We start from the raw sequence: 20,175 nt of genomic DNA, 5'->3' as shown, positions 1-20,175 counted from the left end.
CATAATATGACAAATCAAAGAAAACGCAAATAGGGAACACTGTAAAGAGGAGTAAAGAACAAAAAGTGACCTTTACACGCCCAGTGCGTCTAAAGGTCAAAAATACGAATGTCGCTGAGTGATGACACTGTATATACTACAAGGAAATTATTTGTATCTACTACAAGAAAGACTATATCGAGTACTCATCAAATTACCCTGGTCTTGCACAAAGGTAAAAATCGTATTTCACTAAAACTAATTAATGGCGATTTGAATAAGGTCAATCAGCTCATTTTCCGTCGCAGGTTCACGCGCTAAATCGAGTTCAGGTCCCGCGCCACCACTTAAAGAGTAAACCTTCGAACCACAGTGATCGTAATGATACCAAGTACCATCAATACACACGTCCGTGTAACATTTAGGATTGCGTAATAGTTCCATCTTTACCACCTTTTAATCATGTGTGAATCACTTTACATACTGTTCACATGACTATAAACCCATAGGTTGATACCAGCCATTGATACAGATCAACTTACAATTAGTTGAACCCTTTGTAACCACTTTATTTCGATAACTTGCAACACAGGCACGCGTCATTTATCATCAAGGGGCTTAACTCCCTCACGATAAACTCGCTAAATGCGATGAACTCATCACAAAAATAAGCTTAGACGTTAGAGCTTGCAAGGCATAGAAAGGTTAAAATACGATGGATATTAATGGTACCTGTATTTCACACACAGTCGATGAGCACGGCCCCATTTATGTTTACGAAACAAAGAACAGCCGGATCCTCAGCTTTGATGGGAAGATCTATCAAAGTTTCATGAAACTGAATAACATTAATGGATTAGCGCTCGGCTACACCAAGGCTATGATGGCGGGGTTATTTTTTATTCCCACAGTAACAACAGCGACCATCATGGGACTCGGCGCAGGCTCAATGGCAAAGAACTTGCTCAATAGCTTCCCCGAGTTGAACGTACACGCGGTTGAATACCGTGAAGCAGTAGCTAAAACAGCAAAAGAATACTTCTACTTACCCGATACAGATCGTCTCGTTATTCATATCGACGATGCTGTAAATCACATGAAAAACACCGTCATGAAAAGCGATATTATCTTTTCAGATCTATACAACTCGGAAGGTATGGAACCGAAACAAGTACAAGCATCTTACTTGCGTGATTGTAAAAACGCGCTCAACGAACAAGGTGTCCTGGTACTCAATATCTGCCATACGACACTTGAATTACAAAAAGAGTTAGATGCATTACTCGCGCTGGAATTTGACAACCAATTGCTTAGTTTCGCCGTAGACAGTAGCAACACGATCGTACTCGCATTCAAAAACAGCATCCCTTCAATAACAAGAACAGAGCTGCTGAGCAAAGGTAAATGGCTGCAAGAAGAAATGAACATTCCGATGCTACGCTATGCTGAATTACTTTGGGATACGCAAGATTTATGCGGGTAGCAAGCGAACAACACCCACGATGTATAAGAATAAATGTCGTTGTATAAGAATAGGTGTCGTTGCATGACACCTATTCTTATATGCTAAATAGAGATTTGATGCGGTCTGCAACCTACTTCGTGCGTTCACGGGTAGGTAGCAAAACGATTAACCGAGTTTAATCACACCATTTTGTACAAGATAACCTGCAAAACCAGCCCAGCTTAGCGCTAATAATGCCCATGGTAATCGACTTGACCTTACTTGTGTTTGTTCAATTTCAATCTCTGCTTCATTTTCTTTTGCTGCTGTCGCTGTATTAGATCTTATTTTTTGTTTTTTCTGCTTATCAAGTTGTCGAGCTTTAGCTTTATGCTGCTTTTTGTATTCTGCGATGCCCTTCTCAATACCTGCTGCGATCAATTTAGTCTGCTCTCGACTTTGACCTGGTTTTTTAATGCCGCTAGCAATGCGTGTCGATTCAGTTTGCACTTCTGTTGATACTTTCTGTGTCATGGATTTTTCACTCTTAATTCAGTTAACTTGATGATAAATAACTCAGGTCCATGTTGCAAGTTGGAAAAATTAAATGGTGAGGATTGCTAACGGTTTGCTATATCTACTTACAATCATAAAGGTAGTAATAAACTATCCATAAAAAAGGATTATAACCGCAGCTATAACCCTTTTGAATAACGTGATTAACTAAACGTTTTTAATGGAACGGGAAGAAGTAGTTCATCCAAGACGCCATACGTAACAATATCTTACGCATAATTGCCACATGTTCAAAATGCGTTGAATAGATAGCAGTTTGACCATACGCACCGCCCATCATCACATCGCTATATTGAGCAAAACGTGGGTCATCAATTTCAAACAATACCGGGATACGACCTGGAACACGTGCACTCTGAACAGAAATTAACGTACCTGATGCCTGTATTTGCCCTTCAGGGATTGCCGGAATCGCACCTACCACTTTCGCGCTAAATACCTTACCTGGAAGACCATCAAAAATCACTTCAGCTTTAGAGCCTTTTTCAAGCCGTAGCATACTGTTTTGACGATACCAACCAACCAGCATTTTTTCACCTTGATGCTTAAATACCATCACAGGTCGCAATGGCAGACTCACCGCGCGCATACCAGGGCGTAATGCTTGCTGCACCACATAGCCATCGGTCGGTGCACGGACGACTGTACTATCAAGATCATGCAACGCAATCTCACGCTTAGCGGTTAAATCATCAACTTGGGCTCGGGTAAGATCAACATCACGTTGTTTACCTATACCTTTACGATACAGTGCCTTAGCGCGTTTAAAGTCAGATTCTGCAACTGTTAAATTCGCTTCAATTGAAGCAAGCTTGTCTTGAAATTTCTTAGGATCTAACTTAAATAGCACATCCCCTTTTTTCAATAACTGATTAGGTTTAACAGGTACTTCAATTACAGTACCGGTAACCGCTGGCATAATTGGCGTAGTGACATAATATTCACGACTAATTTCTGAAAACGGATGGTTATAATTCATCGTAAAGATCAAGCCGCCAATCAATATGATCCCGCCAAGAATAGCAGTTGGCACACTCCATTTGTTTAATGGGATCTTAAATATTTTGAATATGGCAATACATAAAGCGGTATACGTTAATATGAGTAATAAATCCATTATTCACTCCCTCCTTCTAACGCATTAAGACGTTGTTTTACTTCGGCTAATTCAAGTTCTAACTTTTCAATATGCTCTTTGCTTGAATGTCCATCCGAAAAACCCCAACCCTGATCAGTTCGGTATAAGGTTGCCCAGATCCATAAAAATGGCCAAATAACATTAAGTGTAAATAAACTGATCCAGCCTGCGACATGAATCGCATCTTGATGCGGGTGATTTCGGTGAACAGCAATTTCGTAAGGAATATCATGTATAACGATGACACCATAAAACAGCACAATAGCAACAAACACCAGTAAAGCTAGTGCAACGTATTCCAGCATAATTAACTCCTTTAATTGCTCAGAATATCTCTTACTTCTTGTAAGAATGAATAAGCCTACCATTAAACTTAAGTAAAACAATAATATAATTAGTGCTTACAAGCTTCAATAATAGACTATTCCGAGCGTAAATAAGGCAATTGGATCACGCTATCCTTGCCAGCGTTAGTGATTAAAGGTTTAACCATTCATGCGCTGTACAATACGCTTGATAAAATCTTTCAGTTTTGGTTTGTTGTCTGCAGAAAAGCCAATCGGTCTACATGCTGTCACGGCTGCTAAACCAATGCGAGCCGTATACACACCAGCGCCAATACCTTGACTTACACGTGCGCCAGTGATTCCCGCTAAGCTAGTGGTACCAAACTCTTGTAACATTTCATCAATCGCCAACTCAGTGACACCAATAAATGCTAAGTAACGGATCACGCTTTTCAATAATTTGTAACGGTTGGCCAACGAAGGACGCATCCCATATATCTGCCCTACTTCATCAATCATTTTCATGCTGCGCCATAATGCCAGCAACATATCCACCGCCGCCCACGGACTTGCAGCGACCACAACACCGGTTTGTAAACTGTGCTTAGATACGCGGCGTAATGCTTCTTTATCTAGAGGTACTAAAAACACTTGTTCCAAATGCACCATTGCTTCTTTATCATTACTGTAATCAGGCAATGATTTTATGCATTTAGCCAACAAGGGGGCTTGTGGTTTGCCTTTATAAAACGCAGTTAACTTGGTAATAAAACCTTTAGCCTGGCCAACATCATTGGTCGCTTTTAGCTGTTCAGCTTTATCTTGTATGCCTTGTAAAGCCGCCATGTTTTCTTTGTCAGACATAAAGCTAAATACGCTACGTAATGCCAACAGAACAACAATGATAATTAAGCCCGCAAAACCTGCTGCCGCGATCCAATGAAACGCTAACACACTTTTAAAAATGGTATAAATTTGCCACAACGACATCACTCCAAAGAGACTCGCAATACCGATAACAAACGATTTAAGACCTTTGATTGGCAGCGCTTCTAGCGTCAGCCCACTGTATGTTTCATCAACCGAATCATCTGCGGTAATTGATACTGGCACTTTACTCAAATCATTGTCGAGATCTGGCATAAATACTTTGGCTTCTCGACTTGGCGTCACCACAACATCTTCTGCGTGCATATTAATCGTTTTACCTTGATTACGCGTTGTCGCGCGGTCGATTACATTGCTATCTACTTGCTTGGTCATAGGCATTTATCCCCAATTAATTCATTTAAAATAGTATCAATTCGAATATGTGGTAATACGTCCTGATTACAGTACGAAAGCCCTTGTGGTGGATTTAACATAGGAACTTGCCAATCTAAAAATGGCTGCCATTGATCACCCTCCGGAATACGCGTTGGAATTGTCGGATGAATATAACCAATCGGTTCGCCATTCAAACCACAGCCCGCTATACCACGGTCGCCTTGATGTTTTATCTCTTTAGAAGAACGTACAGCAGCTGTTGCTTCACAAATCGGTTGCACGCCTTCATGCTGCGCACTCTTATAAGCTTGTTTGACAATCACACCTAAGAGCTGGCGAACAGCATCATGATCTTCACTTAATACCTGATCGATCTTCGTTGCTGCAAAGACTACCTTATCAATCTTAGGCTTGAATAACTGTACCAAACGGTTTTGTCTACCATACGAAAAGCTCTCGGTAATACTGGTTAATGCTTGGCGCATGTCATCAAGATAATCAGGCCCTGCATTTAAGGTATTCACCACATCCACCAGCACTAATTGACGGTCAATACGACTAAAGAAATTCTTGTAAAAAGGGTCAACTAATTGCGTCACATAACCTTTATAATTACGCTGGCAAAGCTTGTAATAGCTGTTATCAGCCGCTTCATTTAGCACATCGTCACTGTATTGCTGACAGCCCAGTAACGGCACAAAGTTTAATAACTCAGCATTCTCAACTGTACCCGGCAATAAAAATCGCCCGGGTTGGATCAAACTTAAACTGCTGTGTTTGTATTTACAGTCGTTAAGGAACTGCACAAACTTCACGTTTAATGATTTTAATACCGTTTCATCAGCAACTGCCAATGGGTCTAGCTGTGTTAATTCGTCGAATAAGTCTCCTATCAATTCACGCCGTGGTGATGCTTGATATTGTGCTTGGCATTGTTCACTCCAACGTGCAAAACTCATTTCACGTAAAGGTAAATCGAGTAACCATTCACCCGGATAATCACGAATTTCAAGGAATAAAGAGAACTGCTCTGCTTTTAACGGATTTAAACGGCGTCCAGCTCGCGATAGTCTTAATTCAAGTAAGCAGCCGCTAATATTTGTGGTTGATGCAGGCCATTGTGCTTGTGCTTGCGTTAAGCTTTGGTAGTTCTTTTCATAAGGAAATACTGGAATATCTGTATCCGCAAGTGGGTGCATTTTCACACCGAGTAGACGTTCACTCAATACCGGTGAGAACCCAGCCAGACTGGCATTCTCGTGGTGCATTAGTTGATTAATTAAACTGGTGATGAAGGTCGACTTACCACTTTTACTCAAGCCTGTTATACCAATACAAAAGTAACGGTTCTGCAGCTTAGCAATACTCGCCAGCCCTTCTTCTTTAAGAGAAGTCGCTTTGCGGGATGCTTTATTCATAAACTTGGAAAACTTTTTGTCTGAGTCTCGCATATACCTACTTCATGGTTAAAGGAAGGAGAACAATGATACTTTCTGTACCTACTATTAGTGTTACTAATATAGATAAAAATGTCTATAAATAGAAAGTTACTATAAATAAAGAGTTTACTATAAATGGGGAGTATACCCAAACAAGCTGAATGAGAGATGAAAGGATTTAGGACGGAACTTCAAGCATTACGCGTTATTGTTTAATGTAAACCGAGCTTAGATATGCCGAAATATCCACAATATCTTCGTCAGTAAGATTGGCAACAACAGGTTTCATCATGGCTGATAGTGCACCATTACGTGTATTTGATTTAAACCCATGTAATTGGCGCACAGTATAAATACCAAAATTACCCGCAATTGCTGGGCCAATTTGTGATCCAGATAAATCGGCGCCATGACAACTCATACAAGGAATTGTTTTACCACCACCCGTTTGTACTAAGTTCTTACCTCGCGCGATACTGCCGACTGGCACATAGCTAATAAACTCACTTAATGGCGCTCGTTTGTGCACAACGTTTTTATCAGCCGGTATTTCAATAATACGATTACCAATAGGTTCTGATGATGTCTTGGAAGTATCTATTTGACGCATGCGTGTGCTATCAACATAAGTAAGCGGAACGTTGCTGACTTCTTTCACTGTAATAAATTGTTGTGCAGGAAGGCTAGCAAACCAAGTTGATGCTTCTCGCATTTCCGTTTCTGTCATCAACGCTGCCATGCGGTTCATATGACCACTGTAGTCAATACGTTGACCTGATGCGAACGCTTGTAGTTGCGATGCCATGTAAGTTGCAGACAACCCAGCCAGTGTGGATGATTCAGGATGTCCCGTTCCAGACGCAAGGTGACAAGATGCACAAGCCCACACTTTTGGTTTTTTACCAAACTGAACGATGTTAGGCATAGCTGTATGCTGATTTGGAAACCAATCAGGGGCATTGAATTTGTTATCAATTTCACTTTGAGTATAACTGACTGTACTGCCTTCAAGCTGGCGTTTTACTGTAGGTTCGACAACCTCTGAAGTAGGAACACCACGAGCGGGCGTCGACCAAGCAGGCGCATTCGGAATTTGATTATCTGCTAATGCTGATGTGCTAATTAACAAGCTAGTCGCAAGCAGTAAATAATGTTTTTTCATATTCAGTCCATAGTTATTATATCCCCCAATAATATATGGCTTAATGTGAAATAAATGTCGTTACAACATTTAACCCGTGAAATACGATTCACAATCTTAATGGCGATATCGCTTTCCAACCATCGGTATCCTTCTCTGCCAGCGCAAATTTGAAAGCATAACCTATATGTCCTGTTTTCATTCTAAGATCAGTCGCAACTAATCGCCCCTCAACGTCTTCTAAACGAATAAACCCATTAGTAAACCAGTCCAGCGATGTTAACGCTGGTGTAGAGACATCAATCACGCCATAGCCTAAATCTTGCTTTGCCGAGATGTCCAAAGAGTTGGTCAGTACATTGAGTTTTACATCATAATAAACGCCATTATCCAGTACGATAGCCCCCCACCAATTAAGGCTAGGATAAAGCGGTGAGATAAATATTTTGTCCGTTGGTATTCCGCTTGATTGTAAGGCTATCTCTACCTTGTTTTGCATCTGCGTTTGCAGCAATACGCTCAATAGTAAATAGCCACTACTTAACATTAAACCAATATGGTTAACGCGTCTGGCTTTGCGCTTATCTTTACTCTCTTTACTGCGCCACAAATAAACACAACCGACTAATAACGGGATTGTATACAAGGGATCGATAACAAAAATAGAGGCAATAGAAACAGGATGTCCCGCTAACGGCCAAAACAATTGCGTACCATAACTGGTAAACGCATCAAGGAGCGGATGGGTAACTAAGGTTAAACAACACAGCCAAAACAGCCGTTGGTTGGAAATGACATCCGTTTTAAATTTCAATTTTAGCGCAGTAAAGCAGATAAACGCGAAGGGAAATAATACCAACAAGGAATGAGAGAAACTGCGATGTTCCGTAAAGCTTGCGACAGCATCTGCGGCTGGCAGAAACACATCTAAATCAGGTAGCGTACCCAACACACCGCCAATAATAAGCGCAGTTCGGCCAAGTTGTTTATGCGCAATAGCTGCACCAATAGCACCGCCTAATACGATTTGAGTGACTGAGTCCATAGAAGTCCTAACGTAAATAACATGAGTACTAACCTTAAGTACTATCGTTAAACTAATCGTATTTTATCTGCGAGGCAAGTTTTGGAGGGTGCGATAAACAAAAATGGCTAAGGTCTCTCAACCTTAGCCATTCATATGAACTTATTCACTTAACCAAACTCAGCCAAATTAACGACTTGGTTTTGTGTCTTTTTTCGCGCGATTATTGGTTTTCTTACCGTAAGAGCGATTCTTAGCACGGCGTTTGTCATCTGTACGACCATTACCTTTACCGCCGCCTTTACCACGACCATCATCAACAGGTTTGCTTAGGTCTGGTTCATAACCCGGTAACCACTGTGCAACTAAACGGGTATCAAGCAGTGTTTCGATTTCTTCTAATAACCAGTTTTCACCAATGCTTACTAACGACGTAGCAGTACCAGATAAACCAGCACGACCGGTACGACCGATACGGTGAATGTAGTCTTCTGCTTTAAACGGTAATTCAAAGTTGATCACATGCTTAAGCTGTTCGATATCAAGACCACGTGCAGCAACATCTGTCGCCACTAATGCGCGAACTTTACCATTTTTGAAATCTTCAAGACCACGTTCACGTGCGCCCTGTGATTTGTCCCCGTGTACTGCGATTGTCTTAATACCATCTTTACACATTTCTTTTGCAAGACTATCTGCGCCCTGCTTAGTACGAGTAAAGATAAGAACTTGATGCCAGTTACGAGAACCAATTAGGTAAGACGTTAACTCACGTTTACGATCATTATCTACCGCATAAACAATTTGTTCAACTTGCTCAGCTGCTGCATTACGAGTATCGACTTCGACTAATAATGGATCGTTTAACAAGCTCTTGCTTAGTTTAAAGATCGCATCATCAAATGTTGCCGAGAACAACATAGTTTGACGTTTTTTCGGTAAGTGTTTTAAGATACGACGAATTTCTTCCATAAAGCCCATATCGAGCATACGGTCAGCTTCATCGAATACGATCTTTTCAACAAACTCAAGTGTTAGCGTTTCACGATCTAATAGATCAAGTAAACGGCCTGGTGTTGCAACTAAAATGTCAGCACCTTGTACCAGTGCTTTTACTTGTGGGTTAATGCTAACGCCACCGTAAACAAGTTCAGACGTTAATTCACTGTCTTCGCTATAGGTCACAAAGCTTTTGTGTACTTGCTGTGATAACTCACGCGTTGGCGTTAATATTAAAGCACGAATTTGTTTTTTCGCTGTTGGTTCTGTTGCGTTAGCTGTTAACTGCTCGGCCATTAACTGGTGAATGATGGGCAATGCAAACGCAGCAGTTTTACCTGTACCCGTCTGTGCACCACCCATGATGTCACGCCCTTCCAGAATAGCTGGAATAGCCTGAGCTTGAATTGGTGTCGGCGTTTCATAGCCTAACTTGGTAACAGTATTAATTAAATTTTGATTCAGATTTAAAGCAGAAAAACCCATAATGACCTTACTAAACACAACAAAAACGATATGCCGCGCAGTTTAGCAGAAGTCTTACAAGATTACAGATAAAGTCGATAAAGCCATGATTTAAAGGATCTGAGGACTATAGACTGGATATAAAAAAACCAACCGTATTAACGATTGGTTTTCAGTTCTAATCTAGATTGGACTAGCCAATCAATCAATAAATTATGCTTTAACGGTCTTACCCGTAACTGCTGTCGTTTTTACAGCCTCTTGATTTACTACAGGACGTTCTGCTTTTGGTGTTGAGTACCAGTAGCCTAGCCCCATGAATGCAGTACCAGAAATAATGTTACCGAGTGAAACCCATAATAAATTATGACCGACACCCACTAGGTTGAATGCTTCTTGGCTATCACCGAAGTAAGACATTGCAAAGATAGTCATATTAGCAATCGAATGCTCGTAACCAGACGCAATGAACGCTAATAGACACCACCAAATAGCGATGAATTTACCCGTACCTTCAACACGCTGACACATCCATATTGCGAGGCATACTAGCCAGTTACATAAGATACCTTTGAACAGTAAGATCATTGCCGGTGCAGTCGTTTTCGCTAATGCAACTTTGTGCACTAAGCTTTCTGAGTTACCTAATAATTTACCACCACCAGCATAATAAAATAACGCGGCAACTGCGATGGAGCCAATAAGATTATATAACCATGTTTTTGGTAAGATGCGTAAGTTATCACCCCAAGTAATGGCACCCGTTTTAGCACCTAATGCTAAAAACATAGTGTGGCCAGTAAACAGTTCCGAACCCGCGATAATTACTAACGTTAATGCAATACCAAATGTAGCGCCCATGACTAACGGACGAATCGATGGATCAACCATGTTACCTAACGTGAAGATCAAAATAATACCAAGACCAACATAGGCACCCGCCATTGCACCGCTGATAAGAAAACTAATTGGATCAGTTTTATCTAACTTTACGATTCGAGCAGCGTTCGCTGAACATTTTTTTATCGTGTCTGCATACATAAGGAATACCCTTCTTTATAATTATTAAATTCTAAATTGATACACCAATAACGACCAACACTGTTGTCAGCAATTATTCGTTATTGGGATAGCAACTTTGTCATCATGTTGTTTATTTTAATGCCCCACTCACAACAAGTGAGGCATTGATTAACTTAAAACTTGGTTTTATTCATTAATGCAATTTAAGCATTAATCTCAACAGCGTCTTTATTCACTCGTACTTTATAAGTCGCTAGTGATACCAGATCATTTTCTAAACACTGACCTGTTGTTAAATTAAAGCGTTGTTTCTTTAACGGGCTTGCTACCCACAGTTGCTCGTCATGCTCACAAATAAGACCGCGTGAAAGCACATTTGATTTCGCAAACGGATCCATATTGTCGATAGCAAATAACTCGTCATTATCACGCGGACGGAAGATCGCAACTTGCTTACCGTTAACCAGTGCACATACACCCGTCTTTGGGGTGATATCGTTTAGTCGGCAAACGTTAATCCATTTACTCATGCGTGTTCCTCCACTGTGATGATATAGGTATTGGTATCGGTATCGGCTTTCTCTTCTATTGAAGCGGGACGATGTTGGTCACGTGCACTGACAAAGCGCACATTGCTGTCATGTTCATCGCTATTAATAAAGTGAGCGAAACGTTTTTGCTGTTCTTCACTTTCGACGACTTCAGACCATTCACATCGGAACTCATTAATCAGTTTATTAATGTCTGTTTCGAGTTGCTCATTAATACCGAGTTTGTCGTTAACAACCACTTCGCGTAAGTAATCAACGCCACCTTCTAAGTTATTCATCCACACCGACGTACGTTGTAACTTGTCTGCAGTACGCACATAGAACATTAAGAAACGGTCGATATACTTAAGCAATGTTGCTTCATCTAAATCTGATGCTAACAAGTCAGCGTGACGTGGATTCATACCACCGTTACCACACACATACATATTCCAACCAGCGTCTGTTGCGATAATACCTAAATCTTTACCTTGTGCTTCGGCACATTCACGGGTACAACCGGATACACCAAACTTCATTTTGTGCGGCGTACGGATACCTTTGTAACGGTTTTCAAGTAACACACCTAGAGCAACACTGTCTTGCACACCAAAGCGACACCAAGTACTGCCTACACACGTTTTTGCCATACGCAGTGCTTTTGCATACGCTTGCCCCGTTTCATAACCAGCAGCAATCAGTTTTTTCCAAATTGTTGGTAAATCACCTTTGTGTGCACCGAATAAACCGATGCGCTGTGCGCCAGTGATCTTAGTGTAAAGGTTATACTCAGCAGCAACTTCAGCTAATACCGCTAATGCTTGTGGTGTGACTTCACCACCAGCCATACGAGGGATCACTGAATAAGTACCGTCTTTTTGCATGTTACCAAGGAAGTTATCATGGGTATCTTGCAGGCCAACATTATCGCGACTTAATACATGGTCACCCCAGCAAGACGCTAAGATAGAACCAACGATTGGTTTACAGAATTCACAGCCGTACCCTTTACCGTATTTGCTTAACAGCGCTTCAAAAGTTTTAATGCCTTCGATACGAATAAGGTGGAATAGCTCTTGGCGAGAATACTCAAAATGACTGCATAAGTGGTTTTTCACTTCGATGCCAGATTTAGCTAGTTCAGCATTCAGTACTTGAGTAATAAGTGGAACACAACCACCACAACCAGTACCAGCCTTCGTTACCGCTTTGATTTCCGCCATTGTTGTATGACCATCAGCAACTGCAGCAGCAATTTTGCCTTTGGTTACATCAAAACAAGAACACAGAACTGCAGACTCTGGTAATGAATCAACACCCATCGCTGGTTTATTGCCACCCGCATGAGCAGGTAAGATCAAGCTATCTGGATGTTCAGGTAAATCCATGTCGTTTAATTTAAATTGTAATAGACTACCGTAATCTGATGTATCACCGATTAATACTGCGCCCAGTAATTTCTTGCCGTCTTCTGAAACAATAATACGTTTGTATACTTCTTCTGTTTCATCCAGGTATACATAACTCTTACAGCCCGGCGTACGGCCGTTAGCATCACCGATACTACCTACTTTTACACCAAGCAGTTTCAGCTTGGCACTCATGTCTGCGCCTTCAAATACGTTGTCGTTACCTAACAAATGGTCAACAGCAACTTGGGCCATTTTGTAACCCGGTGCAACGAGACCAAAGAATTGTTCATTCCAAGACGCACATTCACCAATCGCATAAATATCATTATCGCTGGTGATACAATGGTCACTGATTGTGATACCACCACGACGACCTGTTGCTAATCCAGATTGGTGTGCCAGTTTGTCTTGTGGGCGAATACCCGTTGAAAAAACGATGAAATCGACTTCAAGTTCAGTACCATCGGCAAACTTCATGGTGTTACGTGCAGTTTTACCTTCAGCTACAATTTCTAATGTGTTTTTACTGGTATGCACTTGCACGCCCAGTTTTTCGATTTTCTTACGTAGTTGCTCGCCGCCTTCACGGTCTAGCTGTTCAGCCATTAACACTGGCGAGAACTCAATTACATGTGTTTGCACACCTAACGCTTTTAATGCGCCAGCAGCTTCAAGTCCTAATAAACCACCACCGATAACAACGCCGCTTTTACTGCGTTTAGCTGTTGCTTCAATGGTTTTTAAATCTTCAATGGTACGGTAAACAAAACAGTCTTTGCTTTCGTTACCTTTAATTGGTGGCACCCAAGGTTTTGACCCTGTCGCCATAATCAACTTGTCGTATTTAATTTCACGACCCGAGTTTGAATAAATTGTTTTTTGTGAACGGTTAATATTGATAGCACGTTCACCAATCAATACATTGATATTGTGCTTTTCGTAGAAACCTTCTTTTACTAATGATAATTCATCAGCAGTGTGGTGAGAGAAATAAGAAGAGAGGTGGACACGATCGTAGGCAACACGGGGTTCTTCACAAAAAACGGTTACATCAAAATCTTCAATTGCAGCTTTTTCTACTAAGTCTTCAATGTAACGGTGGCCAACCATACCGTTACCAATAATAACCAGTCTGACTTTGCTCATAAGTATTCCTATATATTTATTATGTAGGTATTTTGAGGTATTACTTAAGAGATAATAATGATGCAGATCAATTTTATTAGCGAGGTAATGTGACAGAGATCAAAAGTGTGAAGCTGGACGTCATTTAATAACGCTATATGGTATTTAAAAGCAAGAAATTGACTAAATAGTGCCGTTAATGTGATTTAAAAACAACAAAACACATCAGGAAAGAGGTATGCAGGTGTATTTTGTTATTTTATTACATTTTAAGGTAAATGGCCCTCAGCGCATCAACATCGACAACATCAAGTTGCTCTGGCATCAAGTATTCATCCGCATACGCTTGATAAATACCTTGCGTTAAGAACAGATCAAACACGTTGCCATCAAGGTGCTCATCCTTCACCATGAAGGCCATGATCTTAAGTGAAAGACTTAAGGTTTTAGCCGTTTTATAAGGACGATCACACGCTGTTAATGCTTCAAATACGTCAGCCACCGCAATCATACGGCCACCAATCGGGATCTCTTCGCCTTTTAACTGCAGTGGATAACCTTGACCATTCATTTTTTCGTGGTGGCTACCCGCAATTAACGGCACATTTTTCAAATGCTCAGGGTATGGCAGTTGATCAAGCATTAAATACGTTTGCACAATGTGGTCATTAATGTTGTAACGTTCTTCAGGTGTTAATGTGCCACTTTTAATCATCAAGTTATGCAGTTCACCGCGATTGTAACGGTATTCAGGCTGCACCATTTTAAAGTCACGTTTGCTGTTTGCTTGTAACTGCTTTTTCTCTTCCCAGACAAACAAATGTTCGGGTTTGTCGGCAAGGACCTGCTCGGTAACAGGCAGAGTCTTGCTCACGTTATTCTTTTTAGCTAACTCTTGCTGTGACACGCCAATATCATCAGGTAATGTTCTTAACCAAGTACGTGCACCGATTTCAACTAAACGCAGCTGTTTTTCAGGGTCTAAAAATTCACTACCAGGATTACAACTCGCAATAAACGCAAACTCTTTATCAAGTTCGTCTTTTAAAGCATCACAGGTTATTTGTGCTTGGGCTTCATCCATGCCACCCGCAATCGATTGCCAATATGTTACTTCTGCATCACGCTTTAATACTTCATAACGCATACGGATTTCATGAATTCGATCATAGATGGTCTCTAATTTTGTCGCTTTATCCATGACATAATCAGGTGTTGTCACCTTTCCGCAATCATGCAACCAAGCAGCCACTAATAATTCTTCCCAGCTTTTCGATGTTAATGAAAAATCAGCAAATTTATCAGTATCGGACTCTGCCGCTTTGGCCAGCATTTTTGTAATTTTTGGTACGCGTTGACAATGTCCCCCTGTATAAGGAGACTTAATATCAACAGCGGTTGCCGTCATTTCAACGAATGAATGGAATAGATTACGTTGTTCCTCTACTTTTTCTAAATGTTCTAATACAATCTCATTGAAACCGATAAATTCACGCACAAAACGCAAACGATTACGGGTATCATCAGTAATGTCGCCCATGAAACCGATGAGTAACGCACCGGTATTATCATTATTGCGATTAAATAACGGAATAATGAAACCGGAGTGACATTCTAGATCAGTCAAAATATGATTAGCTTCACTCTTGGTCAATTCATAAATAGATTGAGTAAAGGCGTCTGGGTTATGATCATACAAGCACTGCAACTCAAACTCTGGCGTTGTACCCGACTTCGCTGACAATTTAAATTCGCCACGACTATCAGGTGAGTTAGTAAATAACTGGCAATCATCCGCCGATAGGATCTCTTTTACCTGCGTTACAATGGATTCAGATAGCTCTTCTGGTTTAGACGTACGCGCTACATTGCGTAAATTAGTGAAGAAATCCAATAACACATTCTCCATCAACCCCATGGCTTTGTTTAGCTTATCGATCTCTTGAATATGTGACGGTTGGTAGCGTTTACGCTGAAAGCGAAAACGTTGAATATTTTCAATCGAATCGGTGAGATAAGTCAACGGACTGGCGATACGACGAGCAATATAAAAAACAATGATGAATGAAATAATAACTGAAACAAGCGAAATAATAATAAGATCGTTTCGCAGATTTGATGATGTCGCAAACAAATCATCGTGAGACACAAAATTAACGACCCGTAACATATCGCTATCACCAAGCGTCAATGGCGAGATCATCATTTCCCATGTTTTACCCTGCCAAACAACGGTTTTAGCGGATAGCTGTGATTGATGTTCAGTTTCAAACTCTTCGATTAATGTCGCAAATTCAAGGTCTTCAGCAGTAAATAATTCTTTGCCTATCATTAATGAGAACAGTTGATTACTGGCAATAATTTCAGCATTACTATTTAATAGAAAACTATTAGAGTTAGTTGAAAATTCGAAATACTGTACCAATTCCGAGAGTTTCTTCAGGGTGATATCAACTCCAACAACGGCGTCACCAGAACGTGATTTACGCGAAAAAGTAATACCATCCTGCGCAGGATTAGAGAAATTGTAAGGTCCAGTCATGTAAATCTGGTGATTATTGTCAACGTCGCTATACCATACTCGCTCACGAGGATCGTAGTCACTTTTAATATCAATTTCTTTCATCAAAACCATATTGGTATCGTAAAACTGAATACGCTGCGAACCGAGATTGTAATAACGCACCATTAAGCGCGCATCAACCGGTGCTGATAGGCTTTGTTTCACATTTTTATCATAGAGAGGCTGAAAAAGAAAAGCACTGCCGTTTTCTTTGCCAAAATACATCGAGGCTAAATACTGATTTTTTTCAAGTATTCCCGTCATCGCATCAAGCCACGCAGGATCCGGTTTACCCACATTGCGTTCGGTAAATTGGCCCATTGCTAATGTGTTTAATAAGCTACTTAATGGTGAGGTGACTTTCTCAATTTTAACGCTTAGTTCGTTGGCGTAGTTGGCCACAATATCTTTCGATAACGTTTTTGATATTTCTTGTGAGTGCTGCACGCTCACATAGATTAACGCAGCACTAAGCAAAGATATTATTGAAATAAAGATACTTGCTATGTACCGCCTAAATGACATCGACTTAACTACCAAACCATGACTCTTTAATGTTCCGAATTGCGCGTATAATAGTGCTTCATCACGATGAAAGATATTAATTTACGGCTTAAATCCAAAGAAATATGCTTTTTATACGGCTCTTTATAAGCTGATATTATTCTATTTTAAAATTGCTCTAGTTCATACTATCAACTTAAGCAGCGTCCATCATTAAGACGTTAACACCCGTTTTAGCGCACTTATATCAACCGTATCAATCTGCGATTTTTGCAAATATTCATCCGCATATTGTTGATAAATACCTTGAGTTATAAACAGCTCGAATAAGTCAGCATCTATTTCGCCAACTTTGACCATATTTGCCATAATCATTAGTGATTCATTCAACGTCTTGGCTTTTTTGTATGGCCGTTTTGCTGTTGTCAGCGCTTCAAACGTATCTGCGATCGCGATCATACGGCCACCAAGCGGGATCTGCTCACCTGTTAGTTTTAGCGGGTAACCACTGCCATTCATTTTCTCGTGGTGAGACCCGGCAATAAGTGGCACGTTTTTCAGATGTTCAGGGTACGGTAATTGATCAAGCATGACATATGTTTGTATCACATGATCATTGACGTTGTAACGTTCTTCGGCCGTTAAGGTACCGCTTGCGATACGTAAATTATGTAATTCCCCTCGGTTGTATTGATACTGAGGTTTTACTAATTTGAACTCACGCCGGCTTTGCGTTTCTAATCTTTTACTTTCTTGCCAATTAAACAAATGCGCTTGTTTGTCTGCAAGTATATGCTCGGTAATCGGTAACGTTTGACTGTCTTTATCTGTTTTATCCAATGCTTCTTGCGATAGACCAATATTATCAGGCAGTGTGCGCTGCCAGGTTCGATTAGCAATTTTATCTAAACGGCATATCGCTTCAGGCTGCAAGGATTCGTTACCGATATTACACTGTGCAATAAATGCAAATTCATCTTCTAGCACTGCCTTTTGTTGCTCACAGATTGCTTTTGCGGCTACGTTATTTTGCCCTTGCGCAACGGCTTTCCAATACACAATATCGGCATCTCGTTTCAAAACCTCATAACGCATTCTCACTTCATGAATACGATCATAAACAGTTTCAAGCTTCGTGGCTTTATCCATCACATAGTCAGGCGTGGTGACTTTGCCGCAGTCATGTAGCCAGGCAGCCACCAATAACTCCTCCCAACCATCCTCAGTTAATGAAAACTCATTGAATGCTTGGGTATCTTGCTCAGCCGCTTTTGCGATCATTTTAGTAATTTTAGGCACACGCTGGCAATGGGCTCCTGTATAAGGTGACTTGATATCTACAGACGTTGCCATCATTTCCACAAATGAATGAAATAACGCACGCTGCTCATGCTCTTGTTCAAGTTGTTCGAGAACAATTTCATTAAAAGCTAAAAACTCTCTAACAAAGTGTATGCGGTTACGTGAATAATCTTTGATACCAGCTGCAAAGCCAATAACTAACACGCCAATGTGTATATCAGCACGATTCAATAAAGGTATAATAAACCCGGTTTTACAGTGCGTATCAGCAAACAATATTTTGCTGTCTTTTCGTTTTAGCTCATAGATTGATTCAGTCAAAATAGCGTGGTGGTGATTATAAAGTGCTTGTATGTTAAAGCTGTCACCCGCTTCTGAGTTAGCAGTCATCTTAAATAATTGGCGGTCAGAAGGTGTATTAACAAATAATTGGCATGCGTCACAAGCAAGGATTTGTTTTACCTGCGTGACGATAGATGTTGATAGCTGTTCAGGCTCTGAAGTACGCGCGATATCTCTGAGGTTTTGGAAGAAATCAACTAACGCATTTTCCATCAGATTCATGGCTTCATTCAGTTCATTCACATCACTGATATTTGATTTTTTATAGGCCTTACGCTTAAAACTAAAACGTTGAATGTTTTCAACTGACTGAGTTAAATAAGTCAATGGCTTCGCTATCTTGCCTGTCATTATCAGGATAATAAGAAAAGCGATAATCACCGTAATTAAAGAAATAATAATCAGTTCATCACGTAATATTGACGATCTATATAATAGATCTTTATAAGCCACAAAATTAACTAAGTACAACACATCTTTACTGCTAATTTCGAGTGGCGTCACCACCAGTTCCCAATCTTGGTCTTGCCAAAATATGGTACTAAATAAGGTTTGCTCTAGTTTAATGTGATTAAAATCAGGTAAAAAATCTGCGATCTCCAGTTCTTCCGCGGTGAATAGCCGTTCGCCATTGATGAGCGCTAAATCTTGATTACTGGAAATAATACGTTTTGATTCAGTTAATAATAATACTTTAGAGTTGTTGGAATACTCCATTTTTTTAATTATTTGCGTGAGTGAATCTAAAGTAAAATCAACGGCGATCACACCTTGCTTATTTTTCATCATTCTCGAAAATGTAATACCAATTTTACGCGAGAAATAAAATGCGTAAGGTTCTGCCATATGAATATTCATATCAGCGCTGGCGTTTTTAAACCAAGGGCGGGTACGCGGATCATAATAGGCACTATGTGATCGTTTCGAGCCAATACGTCGCATTTTGTGATCAAAGAACAGTTGCTGCTGCTGGCCATTATTACGGTTAATCTCCAACATAAGAACCGTCGTATCAGGGGCAGAATAACGTGTTTTTATATCTTGCTTGTACATAGCGCGGACAAAATAAGAATTACCATTGTTAGCACCAAAATAAAACGAAGCAATGTGTTTATTTTTAGCTAACAACATGTCCAGCATCTCAAGCCAATGGACCGACGGCTCATAAAATTCAGCGGCAGTAAAACCTGAAATGGCCAAAGTGTTAAGCATGGTAATGAGTGGCTTGGATAATTCATCTAATTCAACTTTCAGTTCATTAGAATAATTTTTGACAATGTCTTTGGATAACGACACTGAAACAGCTTGGGAATGTTGTACGCTGACATAAATAAGAACAGCACTGAGTAAGGATGCAATAGAAAGAAATATACCTGAGATATACCAGCGAAATGAAACCGTACGCATGCCTTGCCAACCCATAAATAAAATTCTTATTAAACTTCGCGATAGAATAACCTTTAAATAGCACTCCGCATATTAGGTTATAGAAATAAAGACCAATCGACACCGATTTATCCGTTATTTTATAAACCATTAAATAAATGACCGCATATATTGGCCACATGATCCTAGTGGTTAAAAACTATGCTACTTAGAACTAAATCTACGATGAT

Annotated in this window: 15 protein-coding genes; 1 reads left to right on the top strand and 14 read right to left on the bottom strand. The window is 40.3% G+C overall.

Annotation, left to right across the window (positions count from 1 at the left end; all coding sequences use genetic code 11):
- Window positions 1–237 precede the first annotated feature (237 nt).
- Complete coding sequence (locus tag PE36_RS16690) at window positions 238–423, bottom strand: hypothetical protein (RefSeq protein ID WP_006033230.1); 186 nt, start codon at window positions 421–423, stop codon at window positions 238–240.
- Window positions 424–694: 271 nt separating this feature from the next.
- Here PE36_RS16690 and PE36_RS16685 point away from each other — a divergent pair, with 271 nt between their 5' ends.
- The gene (locus tag PE36_RS16685; protein WP_006033229.1) at window positions 695–1,462 is read left to right on the top strand and encodes a spermidine synthase; all 768 of its coding nucleotides are present in this window, start codon (window positions 695–697) and stop codon (window positions 1,460–1,462) included.
- Window positions 1,463–1,609: 147 nt separating this feature from the next.
- Here the strand turns inward: PE36_RS16685 and PE36_RS16680 are convergent, their stop codons facing one another.
- The 13 genes from PE36_RS16680 to PE36_RS16620 form a co-directional block, all read right to left on the bottom strand.
- Complete coding sequence (locus tag PE36_RS16680; RefSeq protein WP_006033228.1) at window positions 1,610–1,957, bottom strand: DUF2956 domain-containing protein; 348 nt, start codon at window positions 1,955–1,957, stop codon at window positions 1,610–1,612.
- A 199-nt stretch (window positions 1,958–2,156) separates the two neighbouring features.
- The gene (locus PE36_RS16675) at window positions 2,157–3,116 is read right to left on the bottom strand and encodes an HlyD family secretion protein (RefSeq protein ID WP_006033227.1); all 960 of its coding nucleotides are present in this window, start codon (window positions 3,114–3,116) and stop codon (window positions 2,157–2,159) included.
- Window positions 3,116–3,442, bottom strand: coding sequence for a DUF3302 domain-containing protein (locus PE36_RS16670; RefSeq protein ID WP_006033226.1), 327 nt, complete (start codon window positions 3,440–3,442; stop codon window positions 3,116–3,118). The genes PE36_RS16675 and PE36_RS16670 overlap by 1 nt, the downstream gene beginning before the upstream one ends.
- A gap of 180 nt (window positions 3,443–3,622) precedes the next feature.
- A complete protein-coding gene (locus PE36_RS16665; protein ID WP_006033225.1) occupies window positions 3,623–4,687 on the bottom strand; it encodes a TIGR01620 family protein in 1,065 nt (354 codons plus the stop codon).
- A complete protein-coding gene (locus PE36_RS16660; RefSeq protein WP_006033224.1) occupies window positions 4,684–6,108 on the bottom strand; it encodes a YcjX family protein in 1,425 nt (474 codons plus the stop codon). The genes PE36_RS16665 and PE36_RS16660 overlap by 4 nt, the downstream gene beginning before the upstream one ends.
- Before the next feature lie 226 nt (window positions 6,109–6,334).
- Entirely contained in the window at window positions 6,335–7,291 is a 957-nt protein-coding gene (locus PE36_RS16655; protein WP_006033223.1) for a c-type cytochrome, read from the bottom strand.
- 88 nt (window positions 7,292–7,379) lie between these two features.
- Window positions 7,380–8,315, bottom strand: a complete 936-nt coding sequence (locus PE36_RS16650; protein ID WP_006033222.1) for a metal-dependent hydrolase — start codon at window positions 8,313–8,315, stop codon at window positions 7,380–7,382.
- 168 nt (window positions 8,316–8,483) lie between these two features.
- A complete protein-coding gene (locus PE36_RS16645) occupies window positions 8,484–9,779 on the bottom strand; it encodes a DEAD/DEAH box helicase (RefSeq protein ID WP_006033221.1) in 1,296 nt (431 codons plus the stop codon).
- A 192-nt stretch (window positions 9,780–9,971) separates the two neighbouring features.
- Entirely contained in the window at window positions 9,972–10,799 is an 828-nt protein-coding gene (gene nirC / locus PE36_RS16640) for a nitrite transporter NirC (protein ID WP_006033220.1), read from the bottom strand.
- A gap of 185 nt (window positions 10,800–10,984) precedes the next feature.
- A complete protein-coding gene (gene nirD, locus PE36_RS16635) occupies window positions 10,985–11,311 on the bottom strand; it encodes a nitrite reductase small subunit NirD (RefSeq protein ID WP_006033219.1) in 327 nt (108 codons plus the stop codon).
- Window positions 11,308–13,869: a nitrite reductase large subunit NirB gene (gene nirB, locus PE36_RS16630; RefSeq protein WP_006033218.1), complete on the bottom strand. Its 2,562-nt coding sequence runs from the start codon at window positions 13,867–13,869 to the stop codon at window positions 11,308–11,310. The genes nirD and nirB overlap by 4 nt, the downstream gene beginning before the upstream one ends.
- 241 nt (window positions 13,870–14,110) lie before the next feature.
- Window positions 14,111–16,858, bottom strand: coding sequence for an HD domain-containing phosphohydrolase (locus tag PE36_RS16625; protein WP_304412100.1), 2,748 nt, complete (start codon window positions 16,856–16,858; stop codon window positions 14,111–14,113).
- A gap of 270 nt (window positions 16,859–17,128) precedes the next feature.
- On the bottom strand, window positions 17,129–19,981 hold the full coding sequence (locus PE36_RS16620; RefSeq protein ID WP_006033216.1) for an HD domain-containing phosphohydrolase: 2,853 nt from the start codon (window positions 19,979–19,981) through the stop codon (window positions 17,129–17,131).
- Between the last annotated feature and the right edge of the window lie 194 nt (window positions 19,982–20,175).

Origin of the sequence: Moritella sp. PE36, assembly GCF_000170855.1 — a bacterium.
Classification (GTDB): domain Bacteria; phylum Pseudomonadota; class Gammaproteobacteria; order Enterobacterales; family Moritellaceae; genus Moritella.
The sequence above is the reverse complement of the archived record's forward strand: the minus strand, read 5'-3'. Positions and strand labels throughout refer to the sequence as shown.

Coding starts and splice junctions, on each gene's coding strand:
- PE36_RS16690 (WP_006033230.1), bottom strand. CDS start 423: ATGGAACTATTACGCAATCCTAAATGTTACACGGACGTGTGTATTGAT.
- PE36_RS16685 (WP_006033229.1), top strand. CDS start 695: ATGGATATTAATGGTACCTGTATTTCACACACAGTCGATGAGCACGGC.
- PE36_RS16680 (WP_006033228.1), bottom strand. CDS start 1,957: ATGACACAGAAAGTATCAACAGAAGTGCAAACTGAATCGACACGCATT.
- PE36_RS16675 (WP_006033227.1), bottom strand. CDS start 3,116: ATGGATTTATTACTCATATTAACGTATACCGCTTTATGTATTGCCATA.
- PE36_RS16670 (WP_006033226.1), bottom strand. CDS start 3,442: ATGCTGGAATACGTTGCACTAGCTTTACTGGTGTTTGTTGCTATTGTG.
- PE36_RS16665 (WP_006033225.1), bottom strand. CDS start 4,687: ATGACCAAGCAAGTAGATAGCAATGTAATCGACCGCGCGACAACGCGT.
- PE36_RS16660 (WP_006033224.1), bottom strand. CDS start 6,108: ATGAATAAAGCATCCCGCAAAGCGACTTCTCTTAAAGAAGAAGGGCTG.
- PE36_RS16655 (WP_006033223.1), bottom strand. CDS start 7,291: ATGAAAAAACATTATTTACTGCTTGCGACTAGCTTGTTAATTAGCACA.
- PE36_RS16650 (WP_006033222.1), bottom strand. CDS start 8,315: ATGGACTCAGTCACTCAAATCGTATTAGGCGGTGCTATTGGTGCAGCT.
- PE36_RS16645 (WP_006033221.1), bottom strand. CDS start 9,779: ATGGGTTTTTCTGCTTTAAATCTGAATCAAAATTTAATTAATACTGTT.
- nirC (WP_006033220.1), bottom strand. CDS start 10,799: ATGTATGCAGACACGATAAAAAAATGTTCAGCGAACGCTGCTCGAATC.
- nirD (WP_006033219.1), bottom strand. CDS start 11,311: ATGAGTAAATGGATTAACGTTTGCCGACTAAACGATATCACCCCAAAG.
- nirB (WP_006033218.1), bottom strand. CDS start 13,869: ATGAGCAAAGTCAGACTGGTTATTATTGGTAACGGTATGGTTGGCCAC.
- PE36_RS16620 (WP_006033216.1), bottom strand. CDS start 19,981: ATGGGTTGGCAAGGCATGCGTACGGTTTCATTTCGCTGGTATATCTCA.